A 13,373-nucleotide genomic window follows, 5' to 3' on the forward strand; every position below is an offset into this window, starting at 1 on the left:
TCAGGACCAGGCGACCGCGAGCCCCCACAGCATCAGCGACCCCAGCCCGAGGGAGAGGAGCACCGACAGGGCGAACACGGGCACGTGCAGCCAGCGGAACCGGCCCGCCTCCACCGGTACCCGCCGCCAGTGCCACGCACCGACCGCGATCGCGGCCGCGACCAGGGCCGTGCCCAGAGCCCAGGCCAGCGCCGGGGTCGCCGTCCAGCTACCGAGCCGCAGTGCGACCAGGTTCCAGGCCAGGGCGCCAAGCGTGAGCGAGACGATCCTCAGCCGGTCCAGCGGCCGCTGGGTGATGAGGGTGCGGCGGCGCAGAACCAGGGCGAGCAGGAGCACGGCGGGGACCAGCACCATGGCGCCGGTCTGCGCCAGCTTGGCCGGGTCCGAGCGCCCGGGGATCTCCCGGGGGTCGTCACCGAGCAGCTGGAAGGCCAGGGCGGGTGCCTCGACGCCGAAGCTGTTGGCCATGACCACGACCGAGCTCTCCCCGTCGGTGGCGACCATGGTGCGGGTACCCAGGGTGCCGCCGCTGTGCCAGGTCACCTGGCCGACGCCGGGCACGTCGATCAGGTGCCAGCCCAGCGCCATGCCGAGCCCCTCCAGCTCCGGCTGGGGCACCGCGAACCCGACCGCCTCGTGGACGGGCTCCAGGGAGTCCGCGCCGGGGGCGTCGCCCTCGGCCACCGCGGCCATGAACCGGACCAGGTCCTCGGGGGTGCTCCAGGTCGCGACCCCGGCAGCTGCGTAGTCGGCGTTGCGCCAGTCCTGGACGCGCGCCCCGGGCTCGGTGTGCGGACCGGCCCCGCCCTCCGGCACCCCCGCGTCGCTGATCACGGTGTCGTCCAGGCCCAGCGGGTCCAGAACCCGTTCCCGGACCAGCTCCGGGTAGGGGATGCCGGACTCCTCGGCGAGGGCCTCACCGAGGAGTGCGTACCCGGCGTTGCTGTACATGAAGCTGCCCGGGGCGAGGGAGTCGGTAGTGGCCGCGAACTCCAGGGGCGGCACGGCGGTGCGGTAGCTGTCGCCGGTCCCCTGAGCGCGCAGCATCCCGAGCGGGCCGGTCTCGGTCTGCGTCACGAACCCGGCGTGGTGGGTGGCCAGGTCCTCCAGGGTCGCCTCGGCGAACGCCGGGTCGGCGAACCCGGTGTCCGGGAAGATCTCCCCGAGGGTGCGGTCCAGGGAGGTCTCGCCTTCGGCCACCATGTCGGCGAGAGTCATCGCGGTGAAGACCTTGAACACCGAGGCGGTCTCGAACGGCGTGTCCGGGGTGATCGGCGCAGTGCCGTCGGCGGTGCCCGCGGTCACCCACTCGACCTGGTCGGGGGCGCCGTTGGGGAAGCGGGCGACGGCCAGGCCCTGGACCCGGTCGGGGTCCAGGGCGGCCGAGACGTCGGCGGCCAGGGCCTCGTCGCCCTCGAACTCCGCCGCCGGTGCCGCCGAGCGGTTCGGCAGGAACGGGAAGAGCAGGAACGCGGTGGTTCCGACCGCCGCGCCGACGGCGAGCGCCCTCAACAGAACTGCACGGGGCGCGGGCCGGGCGCGGACCGGCCGGACGCGGTGCGGGTCGGGGGGCTGGGGTGCGGTCCGGCCCTGGGACGGTGCCGGGTGCGGTGAGTCGGGGGAGGGCATGCCCCGATTCTTCGCGCCCCGGGCCCCGGGGACCAGTCACGGATGTCACGGTCCGCTGCACGTCGGGCCGTGCCTGCTGTCATGACCGAGCCCCGGCCTCCTCCGCCCGGACACGGCGAGGGGCGGGACCCGTGCGGATCCCGCCCCTGTTGCGCACCTGGCGGAGCCGGTGCGCCGCGCTCTGCCTACGCCTCGGTGTCGGCGCCTTCGCCGCGGCGCTTACGGCTCATGTACAGGGCCGCACCGCCGCCGGCCGCCGCGAGGGCGCCCGCGGCCACCAGGCCGGCCAGGGCCGAACCGGTCACGGCGAGGTCGTCACCGTCGTCCTCCGGGGTCTGGCCCGGCTCGGTGACGGGGGTGGTGGGCTCGGGCTCCTCGGTGGCCCCGTCCCCAGGCTGCTCGGTCTCCCCGCCGGGGGTCTTGCCGTCGTCCGGGACCTCGGGGGTCTCCGTCTCCTCCGGGTTCTCGGGGTCCTCGGGGGTCTCCGTCTCCGGCTCGTCGGTCGGGGTGGGGGTCGGCGTCGGGGTCGGGTCGGTCTCGCCTTCCTCTTCCTCGTCGGCGCACTCGACCTTGAAGACCTTGTGCTTGGCCTTACCCTTCTGCCCCTCGAAGGTCCACTCCAGCTTGTAGTGGCCGTCGTCGAGGGTGAGGAGCTCGGTGCTGCCGGCGCCCTCCTCGTCGAGGACGAGCTCGCCGTCCAGCTTCACCGTGCCCGCGTCGTTCGACCCGCCGTGGGCCAGGATCTCCCAGGACACCTCCTGGACGGAGTCGAAGCCGAAGGCGGCGACCCGGAAGTCGCAGACCTTCGGTTCGTTGCTGTTGTCCTCGTCCGGGGTCTCGGGGTTGTGGATCTTCACCGTTCCGTTGTCACCGGGGGCGCCGGGGGCCGCGGCGGCGAAGGCACCGCTGCCGAGGACGAGACCGGCGGTGAGGGCTACGCCGGTGATGAGTCGGGTGCTGAGCGCACCGGTGCCGGGGGAAGGGAACACGGGGGACTCCTGTGTGGTCGATACGGTCCACCGGGGCGGGAGTGGACAGAAGTTGCGGAAGGTACACAAGAAACTTACTGCTCTTCCCCGTGGCAGGCCTGACAAACCCATAACCGAAAAATCACGATCAAGAAACTTGGCTCGGAAGACTCGGAATGGTTCGACCGCGAAGGGTGACCGCGAGGTTCTGCCTGTTCAGGACTCCGCCCGGGCCGGACTGTGGCCGCGAGGACGGCCCGCGCGGACGCAAAGCCCTTGGTGGCCCGCGTTCGGGCCACCGAGGCCGGACCCATGACCGACGCGGAGATCCGCCCCTACCGCCCCGGCCCCCTGCCACGAAGACCAGTGGCTCCTTGCCGGGCCCTGTCCTTCCCTCCGGCAGGGCCGGGAGTCCGCGAGTCCTCCGGGATCCATGAGATCCGCGGGGTCTGTGAGATCCGCGGGGTCTGTGAGATCAGTGGAATCCGTGAGATCCATGGGGTCTGTGAGATCCATGGGGTCGATCGCCCTGCAGGACGGCACCGTGGCGGGCCCGCTCGACACCCAGGTGTACGTGTGCCGCTGCTTCACCCGGCCCACCCTCGACCCGTGATCTTGCTACCAGGGGCAACTTCGGCGCTCATTTCGCTTCTGGTAGCAAGATCACGGAAGAAGCAGGGGGTTATCCACAGCCTGGCAACAGGGTCTCGCTTCCGAAGGGACGCCACCGCACGCTGAAGGCATGAACCCTCCCGAACCCCACCGGGGTCTCACCGCACCGCGACAGTCCGACCTCCACGCCCCGGGGCGACCCGCCGCTACCGCTCAGCGACGGCGCACCCATCCGTGCCCTGCCGCGCGCGGTACCCGCGCGGTCCCCGGCTCCGCTCTCGCTGTCGCCGCTCGGCAGCACGGCGTACTCAGCTGGGAACAGGCCCGTACCGCCGGTGTCACCAAGAGCGACGTGCGCCGCCTTGTTCGCAGTGGTGAATGGGGGCGCCCGCACACCGGCGTCTACTCCGTACGAAGCCTGACCGCCCCTTCCGGCCCGGACGCGCACCTTCGCTCGGCGGCCATGGCCGCCCAACTGGCTCTCGGACCGGACGCCTTCGCCGGTGGCGAGACCGCCGCACTCCTGTGGGGGATGCAGGGTCTTCCGCGGTGGGACGGACGGACCGTTCACATGGTCATCCCCGCGCTCGGAGCCCAGCGTCACCACCACCGCATCACCCTGCACAGCTGGCAGGTATCTCCTGGCGAGGTCACCACAACGACGGGCATCCGCCTGACCGACCCCGGCAGGACCCTGCGTGACACCCTGCTGCGGGTGGATCGGGAGACCGCTGTCTGCCTCATGGACTCCGCGCTGCACCGTGGGCTCATCCTCGAAGAGGACACGGAGGAACTGGAGCTGGCCAACAGGGGGCGGAAGGGCTGTGTGAACGTTCGCCGGTGGTGGCCCCTGGCCGACGGGCGCGCCGAGAGCCCTCTGGAGACCCGCGTGCGCCTGATCTGCGTGGACGGAGGAGCACCTCCGACGGACCTGCAGCACCGCTTTCGAGACGGCCGCGGCCGTACCATCGGCATCGCCGACTTCTGGTGGGAGGAGTACCAGCTCATCGGTGAGGCCGACGGGCACGGTCCGCACGGCCTGCCCCAGGCACTGCTCAGGGACCGGGAGCGGCAGAACGCCCTCCAACGCTGGCATCCGGGTGTGCGCATCGTCCGCTTCACCTGGCAGGACCTGAATCGGCCCCAGTACATTCTCGCCGCCATCACCCGCGCGGGAGGGTAGGCACCTCCCCAGCCCGTGGCCCGTGATCTTGCTACCAGGGGCGATTTCGGCGCTCATTTCGCTTCTGGTAGCAAGATCACGGCGGATGGGAGAGCGCGTTCGCCCCGGCTCAGCCCGCTCCGCGCACGATCCGTTCCGCCTGGTCCGCGCTCGGCCGGAGCTGCCCGGACAGGATCTGCTCGGCGTAGTGGCAGGCCACCCGGTGGGTACCGCTGCCCTGCACGCCGTGCAGGGGGCGCAGCTCGGGGCGCTCGGTGTCGCAGCGCTCCTCCTGCCGCCACGGGCACCGGGTGTGGAACCGGCACCCCGGGGGCGGGTCCGCGGGCGAGGGCAGGTCGCCGGCGAGCAGGATGCGCTCCCGGGTGTCCTCCACCGTCGGGTCCGGTACCGGCACCGCCGACATCAGCGACCGGGTGTAGGGGTGCGCCGGGGTCCCGTACAGCTCGTCACCGGTGGCTTCCTCCACCAACGACCCCAGGTACATCACCCCCACGACGTCGCTGACGTGCCGCACCACCGCGAGGTCGTGCGCGATCACCAGGTAGGTCAGCCCCAGCTCCTCCTGGAGCTCCTCCAGGAGGTTGAGCACCTGCGCCTGGATGGACACGTCCAGCGCGGAGACGGGCTCGTCGCAGATGATCAGGTCGGGTTCCAGGACCAGGGCGCGGGCGATGCCGATGCGCTGGCGCTGGCCGCCGGAGAACTCGTGCGGGTAGCGCTGGAGCGCCTTGGCGGACAGGCCCACCCGTTCCAGCGCCGCCACCACCCGGCGGCGCTGGTCCTGCGCGGTCCGCGCGCGCCGCTGTCTCCGGCCGAGCCCCTCGGCCTCCTCCTCGGAGGGCCCGCCGATCCCGTGGGTCTGCAGGCCCTCCAGGAGGATGGAACCGATGTTCTGCCTCGGGTTGAGGCTGCCCAGCGGGTCCTGGAAGACCATCTGGAGGTTGGCGCGCTCACGGCGCATCGACTCCGGATCGAGCCCGGCCAGGTCGCGCCCGTCGAACCGGACCTCGCCGTGGGTGATCTCGTTCAGCCGCAGGACCGCGCGGCCCAGGGTGGTCTTGCCGCAGCCGGACTCGCCGACCAGACCGTAGGTCCGGCCGCGCTCGACACTCAGCGAGACCCCGTCCACGGCGCGCACGTGACCGATGGTGCGGTCGACGACCACCCCGCGTCTGATCGGGAAGTGGACCTTGAGGTCCCTGATCTCCAGCAGGCTCATCCCCGCTCCTCCTCGCTCGCCGCGGCCGGGGTCTCCGGTTCGGGTCGGTCCGGGCCGGCGCGGCCGACGGGGTTCACACACCGGTGGATGTGGCCGGGGCCCTCCTCATCGCCGGATGCCCCGACGAGCGGGGGCGGCCCTTGGAGGCACTCCATCGTGTAGTGGTCGCAGCGGGGGGCGAACGCGCACCCGTCCGCCCAGGCGATGTTGTCGTTGACCGAACCGCGCACCGGGGTGAGCGGTTCGCCGCGCGGCGCGTCCAGACGGGGGATGGAGCCGAGCAGGCCCACCGTGTAGGGGTGGGCGGGGTCGGCGAACAGCGGGCCGCGCGGGGCGGTCTCCACGGCCTTGCCCGCGTACAGGACGTTGATCTCGTCGCACAGCCCGGCCACCACGCCCAGGTCGTGGGTGATCATGAGCAGGGCGGTGCCCTCCTCGGTGACCAGGTCCCTGAGCAGTTCCAGGATCTGGGCCTGGATGGTGACGTCCAGGGCGGTGGTGGGTTCGTCCGCGATCATCAGCTTCGGCCGACAGGCCACCGCCATCGCGATGAGTGCGCGCTGGCGCATACCGCCGGACAGTTGGTGCGGGTACTCGCCCAGGCGCCGGGTCGGGTCGGGGATGCCCACCCGCTGCAGCAGGTCCGCCGCCTCCCTGCGGGCCGCGGCGCCGCGCATGCCCCGGTGCCGGCTGAGGATCTCGGTGACCTGGACGCCGATGGGGACCACCGGGTTGAGTGAGCTGAGCGGATCCTGGAAGATCATCGCCAACTGGGATCCGCGCAGGTCGCGCATCCGCCGCTGGGAGACCTTCAACAGGTCCTGCTCTCCGTCGGGCAGGCGTATGAGGGCGCTCCCGCCGACCTTCACCCCCCGGTCCGGCAGCAGCCCCATCAGGGCCAGGGAGGTGACGCTCTTGCCGCAGCCGGACTCGCCGACCAGGCCGGTGACACGGCCCTCCTCCAGGGTGAAGGAGACCCCGTCGACGGCGCGCGTCTCGCCCTGCCCCTTCCGGTGGAACACCACGGACAGCTCGTCCACCGCCAGCAGCGGTGTGCTGGTAGTCATGGTCACTTCCTCAACTTCGGGTCGAGCGCTTCCCGCAGCGCCTCACCCAGCAGGGTGAAGCCGAGCGCGGTGATGATGATGCCCAGGGCCGGGTAGACGGCCAGGGACGGTGCGCTGGACAGGAACCGCTGGGCCTCCGAGAGCATCGTCCCCCACTCGGGGGAGGAGGCGTCCGGGTTTCCCAGGCCCAGGTAGGACAGTGCGGCCGCGTCGATGATGGCGGTCGCCAGGGTGAGCGTGGACTGCACGATCACCGGGCCCATGGAGTTGGGCAGGATGTGTGTGAGGGCGATCCTGTGCCTTCGCACGCCCAGCGCCTCGGCGGCCAGAACGTACTCGCGGCTGCCCTGGGAGATCATCGCCCCGCGCAGCAGGCGGGCGAAGATCGGGATCTGGGCGACGCCGACCGCGACCATGACCGTGGTGAGGCTGGGTCCGACCAGGGCGGCGACGGTGACGGCCAGCAGCAGGGTCGGCATGGCCAGCATCATGTCGATGACGCGCATGACGACGTTGTCGACCTGGCGCCCCCACCGGCCGCCCAGGACCGAGCAGGCGCCGGCGGCACCGCCGAGGAGAGCGCCGAACAGGAATCCGACGAGGGTGGCTACCACGCCGACCAGAAGGGTCTGGCGGGCGCCGATCACCATCCGGGAGAACATGTCCCGGCCCAGGTGGTCCAGGCCCAGCCAGTTCTCGGCCCGCGGGCCGACGAACTCGTTGCGGTTGGGGAAGACCTCGCCGCCCCAGGTCTGGGAGGTGGCGCCGTAGGGGGCGATGAACTCCGAGAGCAGCGCCACGACGACGAACAGCGCGACGATGGCCGCTCCGGTGATCGCCATCGGGCTGCGGCGCATCCGTTGGAGGGCCTCTCGCCAGACCCCGGCGCCGTGGCCCTCGTCGCCGCGCTCGCCCATGAGTTCGGCGAGTCGGTCGACCTTGGCGGCCCTGCGCTGGTGGAGCGGGACCTGGGACGGGTTGGTGCTCGGTGTCGTAGGCATCACTGGGCCCGCACTCTCGGGTCGAGGAGGCTGTACGAGATGTCGACCAGGAGGTTGATGAACACGTACATGGTGGCGATGAGCAGGATGAACCCGGTGAGCACCGGGTAGTCGCGGTTCTGCGTGGCCTCGTAGACGAACGATCCGATGCCCGGGAAGGCGAAGACGCTCTCGGTGAGGACCGCTCCGGCGAAGAGGCTTCCGGCCAGCAGGCCGACGGCGGTGACCACCGGCAGCAGGGCGTTGCGGAGCACGTGGCGGGTGCGCACGGTCGTGCGGTGCAGGCCCTTGGCGTTGGCGGTGCGGACGTAGTCCTCGCCCATGACCTCCAGGACGCTGGCCCGGGTCATCCGGGTGATGACGGCGAGCGGGATGGAGGCCAGCGCGAGCCCGGGCAGCACCAGGTGGGCGAGGGCGTCCGTGACGACGTCCCATTCCCGGGTCATCAGGCCGTCGAGGACGACGAACCCGGTGATGTCGGTGCGGCTGAGCCCCGGGGAGAGCCGGAAGGCCGAAGGGAACACGCCGAGCCGCTCGGCGAAGATCACCTTGAGGATGAAGGCCAGGAAGAACACCGGTGTGCAGATGCCCAGGAGGGAGCCGCCGACGGCGGCGAAGTCCAGCACCGTGCCGCGTCGGCGCGCGGCGAGGTAGCCCAGCGGCAGACCGGCCGTGACGGCGATGAGCATCGCGGTCACGGCGAGTTCGAACGTGGCGGGGAACCGGAGGAGGAACTCCTCCAGCACGGGGCGCCCGGTCTGGATGGAGGTTCCCAGGTCGCCCTGGGTGATGCGACGGAGGAAGGCCAGGTACTGGACCGCGACGGGTTCTTCCAGGCCGAGCGAGCGCCGTAGCGCGGCGCGCTGTTCGGCGGTCGCGTCGTCGGGGAGGAGGGCGTACTCCGGACCGCCCGGCAACCGTTGGAGCCAGACGAACAGCAGGATCGACAGGCCGCCCAGGGTGGGGATCAGCTGTAGGAGTCGCCTGACGATGAATCGCAGCACCTTCGCCGCCTTTCGCCAGTGGTGGGAACGATGGACGCGAAGCGTCCCCGCCGGGGTGTGGCGGGATGTACGTGTGGGTCCCGGGGTGCCCGGGAGGGAGGTGGTCCTGCGAGGCGGGCCCGGCCGGTCTGGGCCGGCCGGGCCCGGTGCGTGCCTCTCCCGGGGCGGGGAGAGGGGGTCCGGCTACTTCCAGGAAGCCTCGGCGAAGTTCTCCTGGGTCAGCGGGCTGACGTTCGGCGGGTTGACGTCCCCGGAGAACGCGATGGAGGGCGGTGAGCTGGAGATGGGCAGGCCCGGCAGGACGTCCATCACCATCTCGTTGAGCTCCTGGTAGCCGACGACGCGCTCCTCGGCGTCCGGGTTGGAGCTCACCTCGGCCATCCGGTCGAACAGCTCCTGGTCGTCCAGACCCCAGGCACTGCTGGGGCCGGCGAACCAGGTGCCGATGAAGTTGTAGGCGTCGTTGTAGTCACCGGTCCAGCCGAGCAGGTAGAGCGGGCAGTTACCGCTGTCGGTCTGGTTGAGGTACTCGGCCCACTCGTAGGAGGTGGCCTCGACCGTCACGCCGACCTCCTGGAGGTCCTCGGTGATGACGTCGAAGATGTCCTTGGGGGCGGGCATGTAGGGACGGGTGACCTCGGTGGGGTAGCAGAACTCGACCTCCAGCTCCCCCTCCCCGTAACCGGCGTCGGCCAGCGCCTCCCGGGCCAGGTCCGGGTCGTACTCGAACTCGCGCACGTCCTCGGACCATCCGTCGAGGGTGTCCGGGTGGAACTGGGTGGCGACCTCGCCGCCCTCGGGGAGGATGGTGTCCACGATGCGCTGGCGGTTCACCGCGTGGGAGAGGGCCTCACGGACCTCCAGGTCGGCCAGGGCCTCGTGGTCCTGCTGGTAGGCCAGGTAGAGGACGTTGAACACGTCGCGGGTGGGCACCTCGAAGCCCGCCTCCTGGAGCGGGGCGACGTCCGCCGGAGCGACCAGGTCGTAGCCGTGGATGTCGCCGGCCTCCAGCGCCTGGCGGCGGGCGTTCTCGTCCGGGATGGCCCGGATGATCATCGTCTCGAAGCCCGCCGGGTCGCCCCAGTAGCCGTCGAAGCGGTTGAGGGTGATCTCGCCCTGGTCCTGGTTCCACTCCTCCACCGTGAACGGACCGGTACCGGCGACCGTCCCCGGGACCTGGCTGTACTCGGGCAGGGTCGGGTTGCCCTCCTCACCACCGATCTCCTGGCCCTCCATGGCCTCCAGGCTGCTGGGGCTCATGATGCCGAAGGCCGCGAGGCTGAAACCACCCGGGTAGAGGGAGGAGTACTCGCTGACCTCGATGACGACGGTGAGCTCGTCCTCGGCGTCGCAGGAGGCGAAACGCGGCTCCGGCGGGGCGTGGTCCTCTTCGTTCTCGGCGAAACCACCGAAGATCTTCTGCCAGTAGTACGAGTTGTTGGAGCTCTGGTAGGCACCGGTCAGATTGAACCAGCGGTCGAAGTTGGCGCAGACCGCTTCGGCGTTCAGTTCGTCTCCGTCGTGGAACTCCACGCCGTCACGGAGGCCGAAGGTCCAGACGGTTCCGTCCTCGGACTGGTCCCAGGTCTCGGCCAGTCCACCGACGATTTCGGAACCGCCGGATTCGTGCTGCAGAAGGGTGTCGAAGACCTGGCGGCTGTAACGGAAGGTTTCTCCGTCGGTCGCGAGGAAGGGATCGAGCGATGCGATGTCGCCGGCGGACGCGAAGACGAACGGCTGTTCGCCGCCGTCAGAGGCGTCTCGGTCGCTTTCCGCGCAGGCCGTCGCCACGAGCGTGAGCGACGCCGCGGCGGCCAGGAGGCCGAGCGGCTTTCGGGAAGACTTCGTGAACATGGTCCACCTCAGTGTGGGGCCGGGGGGTCGGGTCCCTGAACGATGAGTCGGACCCTAAACCGCACCATGACCGCCTGGGAAGGTAGACGGCTTGGTATTAATACAACCGTTTCAGATCTGTGCCGTGATCCATAGGTCGGTTTTCGGCCCACAGATGTTCAACTGATGCCCGCCTCCGCGGGCTCTCCGGGGTTCGCTTCGGCGGTCTCGGCCATTCGCCCGCCCACCATTGCCAATTCCTTTATCCGACCATGGGACGAATAACTTTTTCGACGCGGTGTCCGTTTCCCGAGCCAGCCCGGGGGCCGCGCGGGGGGCGCCGCGCGTCCTATGATCTGCGGATGAACACTCCCCTTGACGACGCGGACCTCACCGCGTTCCTCGAAGGCCAGGACAGCGCCTGGCTGGCCGAGCAGCTGATGCTCGTCGCCGACGAGGACCCCATCACACGCATCCGCCTGAGCGCCGCGGCCGGAGCGGAGAGCGCGGTGGAGGAGGCCCGGGCCGTCGTGCTGTCCCGGACCACGGAGCACTCCTCCGCGGCTTCGGCCCAGGACCCCGACGACGGGGACCCGCTGCACCGGGCGCTCGACCTGCTGGACGACCTCCTCGACTACGGCTTCGAGGACGAGGTCGGCGACATCGCCGACGAGGCGCGCGAGCTCTACACGGCACGGCACGGCCAGGACGACAGCGAACACCTGGCCCGCCTGCACGTCCTGGCCGACGGCGAGGAGGACTGATCCGACCGGAGCGGCCCCGGGTCGGCCGCCGCACGTCCCCCGCACGGTGAAGGGCCCGGTGGGGCGGGGAGTTACCCCGCCCCACCGGGCCCTGGCGTACCGGCCCCGCGCGGGCCTACAGGCCGCACCAGCGGCGCACGCTGGTGCTCCACAGCGCGATGTTCACGATGATCGCGAAGAGGATCACCAACAGCCCGACGGCCAGCATCGGGGTGTCCGCCAGTTTGGCGGCCGTGTACAGCGCGGACACGGCCGTACCGAGCGCGACCAGCGCACCGAACTGGGCCGAGCGCCACAGCACGTGGCCCGCGCGGCGCACGGGCAGCGCCAGCACGGCCATTCCCAGGGCGACCAGCGCAGCCAGGACCAGCAGGAACCGCAGGTCGCTCACGACCGGCCCGGGAGCGCCCGCGTCAAGCATCGCCCAGGACTGGTAGGCCAGCAGGACGTACCCGGCGGCGGCGACGAACATCAGGACACAGGTCTGCCGAACGTCCTGCGGGGGCCGCACGCCCGGGTGGCGTACGGCGAGAATGCTCTGCCGGGGCGCCGGAACCACGCTGAAGGGCCGGGGGGCGGAGGAGACGGGGGACGTTTGGGTGTCTTGCATGACGAACAGGGTCGCGTGCCGGGGCGCACTACACAAGTGGAGCACGAACTCCCGCACACACGGTTGCCATATCGTCACATATACACAGAAACCTCTGCTCAGACTTGTGGGGCGCGTAGCCGCCCCGACACGTACTCCAGGGCCTGGGCGACGAGCGAGTCCAGGTCACCGCGCACGTCCAGCTCCACGCCCGCCTCGTCCGGGCCGAGCCTTTGCAGCGCCTCCATCTGGGAGCGCAGGAGGGCGGGCGGCATGAAGTGGTCCTCCCTGGCCCCGATCCGCTCCCAGATCACCTCGGTGGGCCCGTGCAGGTGGAGGAAGCTCACCCCGGGGGCCCCGGTCCGCAACACGTCCCGGTAGGTGCGCTTGAGTGCGGAGCAGGCCATGGCCGTGGCCTCGCCCCGCTCCTCGTGTCCGGCGATCCACCCGGCCAGCTCGCGCAGCCAGGGCCACCGGTCCCGGTCGGCCAGCGGCACCCCGGAGGACATCTTCGTGATGTTGGCCTCGGGGTGGAAGTCGTCGGCCTCCGCGAAGGGCAGCCCCAGCTGCTCGGCGACCCGTTCGGCGACACTGGTCTTACCGCTGCCAGATACGCCCATGAAGACAAAGTGCATGATCTCTCCGTGTCCTGGCTCGCCGCCCGGCCGCGACGCCGCCACCAATAGTGGTATCAATCAATCCGGCTAGGCTTCAGCCTGAGACCCCGGCCGGACCCGGCCGGAGCGGACGAAACCTGGGAAGCAACGGGGAACGACGATGGCGACCGAGCACCGAACGCTGCACAACCGGGTGCTGGCGGTCCTCGGCCCCGCGATCGCCGGCGGGGAGTACGTGTCCGGGCACGCCTTCACCCTCCAGGGGCTGGAACAGGAGTTCGGGGTGTCCCGGACGGTCGCCCGCGAGGCGGTCCGCGTCCTGGAGTCGATGGGGCTGGTGGTCAGCCGGCCCAGGACCGGTATCCGGGTCAGGCCCCAGCGGGACTGGAGCGTCTTCGACCCGCAGCTGATCCGCTGGCGCCTGACCGGTTCGGGCCGGATGGAGCAGCTGCGCTCGCTCAACGAACTGCGCGCCGCGGTGGAACCGGGCGCCGCCGCCCTGGCCGCCGAACGCGGCCCCGCCGACGAGCGGGCCCAACTCGTGGTGGTGGCCGAGCAGATGTCCCGGACCGGCCGGGCCGGCGAGCTGGAGACCTTTCTCGAACTCGACGTGGTCTTCCACCGCCGCATCCTGGAGCTGTCCGGCAACGAGATGCTGTCCGGCCTGGCCGAGGTGGTGACCGAGGTACTGGTCGGCCGTACCTCCTACGACCTGATGCCGCACAACCCCCGCCCGGAGGCCCTGCGCCTGCACACGGCGGTGGCACAGGCCATCCGGGACGGGTTGCCCGACGTGGCCGAGGCGGCGATGCGGTCGATCGTCACCGAGGTCGCGGACGCCCTCAGGGGTGACGGCCCCCCGCCTTCGCCCTGACCCGGAGCCCGCC

Annotated in this window: 12 protein-coding genes; 3 read left to right on the forward strand and 9 right to left on the reverse strand. The window is 70.9% G+C overall.

What is annotated here, in order from left to right:
• Positions 1-1,629 (reverse strand): serine hydrolase domain-containing protein, encoded by a 1,629-nt coding sequence (locus IE195_RS05285; RefSeq protein ID WP_191268251.1) that lies wholly within the window; start codon positions 1,627-1,629, stop codon positions 1-3.
• 185 nt (positions 1,630-1,814) lie between these two features.
• Positions 1,815-2,618 carry a hypothetical protein gene (locus tag IE195_RS05290; RefSeq protein WP_191268252.1) on the reverse strand — a complete coding sequence of 268 codons (804 nt, stop codon included), beginning with the start codon at positions 2,616-2,618 and terminating at the stop codon, positions 1,815-1,817.
• 721 nt (positions 2,619-3,339) lie between these two features.
• Between IE195_RS05290 and IE195_RS05295 the strand changes: the two genes are divergently transcribed.
• Positions 3,340-4,392: a type IV toxin-antitoxin system AbiEi family antitoxin domain-containing protein gene (locus tag IE195_RS05295; RefSeq protein WP_191268253.1), complete on the forward strand. Its 1,053-nt coding sequence runs from the start codon at positions 3,340-3,342 to the stop codon at positions 4,390-4,392.
• A 109-nt stretch (positions 4,393-4,501) separates the two neighbouring features.
• Here IE195_RS05295 and IE195_RS05300 read toward each other — a convergent pair whose 3' ends face one another.
• The 5 genes from IE195_RS05300 to IE195_RS05320 form a co-directional block, all read right to left on the reverse strand.
• Positions 4,502-5,611 (reverse strand): ABC transporter ATP-binding protein, encoded by a 1,110-nt coding sequence (locus tag IE195_RS05300; RefSeq protein WP_191268254.1) that lies wholly within the window; start codon positions 5,609-5,611, stop codon positions 4,502-4,504.
• Positions 5,608-6,678, reverse strand: a complete 1,071-nt coding sequence (locus tag IE195_RS05305) for an ABC transporter ATP-binding protein (protein ID WP_191268255.1) — start codon at positions 6,676-6,678, stop codon at positions 5,608-5,610. The genes IE195_RS05300 and IE195_RS05305 overlap by 4 nt, the downstream gene beginning before the upstream one ends.
• 2 nt (positions 6,679-6,680) lie before the next feature.
• The gene (locus IE195_RS05310; RefSeq protein WP_191268256.1) at positions 6,681-7,679 is read right to left on the reverse strand and encodes an ABC transporter permease; all 999 of its coding nucleotides are present in this window, start codon (positions 7,677-7,679) and stop codon (positions 6,681-6,683) included.
• Positions 7,679-8,683 carry an ABC transporter permease gene (locus tag IE195_RS05315; protein ID WP_191268257.1) on the reverse strand — a complete coding sequence of 335 codons (1,005 nt, stop codon included), beginning with the start codon at positions 8,681-8,683 and terminating at the stop codon, positions 7,679-7,681. The genes IE195_RS05310 and IE195_RS05315 overlap by 1 nt, the downstream gene beginning before the upstream one ends.
• A gap of 183 nt (positions 8,684-8,866) precedes the next feature.
• Positions 8,867-10,537 (reverse strand): ABC transporter substrate-binding protein, encoded by a 1,671-nt coding sequence (locus IE195_RS05320; RefSeq protein ID WP_191268258.1) that lies wholly within the window; start codon positions 10,535-10,537, stop codon positions 8,867-8,869.
• A 341-nt stretch (positions 10,538-10,878) separates the two neighbouring features.
• On the opposite strand from IE195_RS05320, the gene IE195_RS05325 reads away from it, so the two are divergent.
• Positions 10,879-11,280 (forward strand): hypothetical protein, encoded by a 402-nt coding sequence (locus IE195_RS05325; protein ID WP_191268259.1) that lies wholly within the window; start codon positions 10,879-10,881, stop codon positions 11,278-11,280.
• Between the two features lie 115 nt (positions 11,281-11,395).
• Here the strand turns inward: IE195_RS05325 and IE195_RS05330 are convergent, their stop codons facing one another.
• Both IE195_RS05330 and IE195_RS05335 read right to left on the reverse strand, forming a co-directional pair.
• The gene (locus IE195_RS05330) at positions 11,396-11,890 is read right to left on the reverse strand and encodes a hypothetical protein (protein ID WP_308428402.1); all 495 of its coding nucleotides are present in this window, start codon (positions 11,888-11,890) and stop codon (positions 11,396-11,398) included.
• Between the two features lie 98 nt (positions 11,891-11,988).
• On the reverse strand, positions 11,989-12,504 hold the full coding sequence (locus IE195_RS05335) for a gluconokinase (RefSeq protein ID WP_191268260.1): 516 nt from the start codon (positions 12,502-12,504) through the stop codon (positions 11,989-11,991).
• 142 nt (positions 12,505-12,646) lie between these two features.
• Here IE195_RS05335 and IE195_RS05340 point away from each other — a divergent pair, with 142 nt between their 5' ends.
• Positions 12,647-13,360, forward strand: coding sequence for a FadR/GntR family transcriptional regulator (locus IE195_RS05340; protein ID WP_191268261.1), 714 nt, complete (start codon positions 12,647-12,649; stop codon positions 13,358-13,360).
• Positions 13,361-13,373: the final 13 nt, after the last annotated feature.

The sequence above is a fragment of the Nocardiopsis terrae genome (assembly GCF_014651695.1).
Classification (GTDB): Bacteria; Actinomycetota; Actinomycetes; order Streptosporangiales; family Streptosporangiaceae; genus Nocardiopsis; species Nocardiopsis terrae.

Bases quoted from the DNA above. Each gene is read 5' to 3' on its own strand.
- IE195_RS05305 (WP_191268255.1), bottom strand. From the start codon at position 6,678: ATGACTACCAGCACACCGCTGCTGGCGGTGGACGAGCTGTCCGTGGTG.
- IE195_RS05335 (WP_191268260.1), bottom strand. From the start codon at position 12,504: ATGCACTTTGTCTTCATGGGCGTATCTGGCAGCGGTAAGACCAGTGTC.
- IE195_RS05285 (WP_191268251.1), bottom strand. From the start codon at position 1,629: ATGCCCTCCCCCGACTCACCGCACCCGGCACCGTCCCAGGGCCGGACC.
- IE195_RS05295 (WP_191268253.1), top strand. From the start codon at position 3,340: ATGAACCCTCCCGAACCCCACCGGGGTCTCACCGCACCGCGACAGTCC.
- IE195_RS05325 (WP_191268259.1), top strand. From the start codon at position 10,879: ATGAACACTCCCCTTGACGACGCGGACCTCACCGCGTTCCTCGAAGGC.
- IE195_RS05330 (WP_308428402.1), bottom strand. From the start codon at position 11,890: ATGCAAGACACCCAAACGTCCCCCGTCTCCTCCGCCCCCCGGCCCTTC.
- IE195_RS05320 (WP_191268258.1), bottom strand. From the start codon at position 10,537: ATGTTCACGAAGTCTTCCCGAAAGCCGCTCGGCCTCCTGGCCGCCGCG.
- IE195_RS05300 (WP_191268254.1), bottom strand. From the start codon at position 5,611: ATGAGCCTGCTGGAGATCAGGGACCTCAAGGTCCACTTCCCGATCAGA.
- IE195_RS05340 (WP_191268261.1), top strand. From the start codon at position 12,647: ATGGCGACCGAGCACCGAACGCTGCACAACCGGGTGCTGGCGGTCCTC.
- IE195_RS05310 (WP_191268256.1), bottom strand. From the start codon at position 7,679: ATGCCTACGACACCGAGCACCAACCCGTCCCAGGTCCCGCTCCACCAG.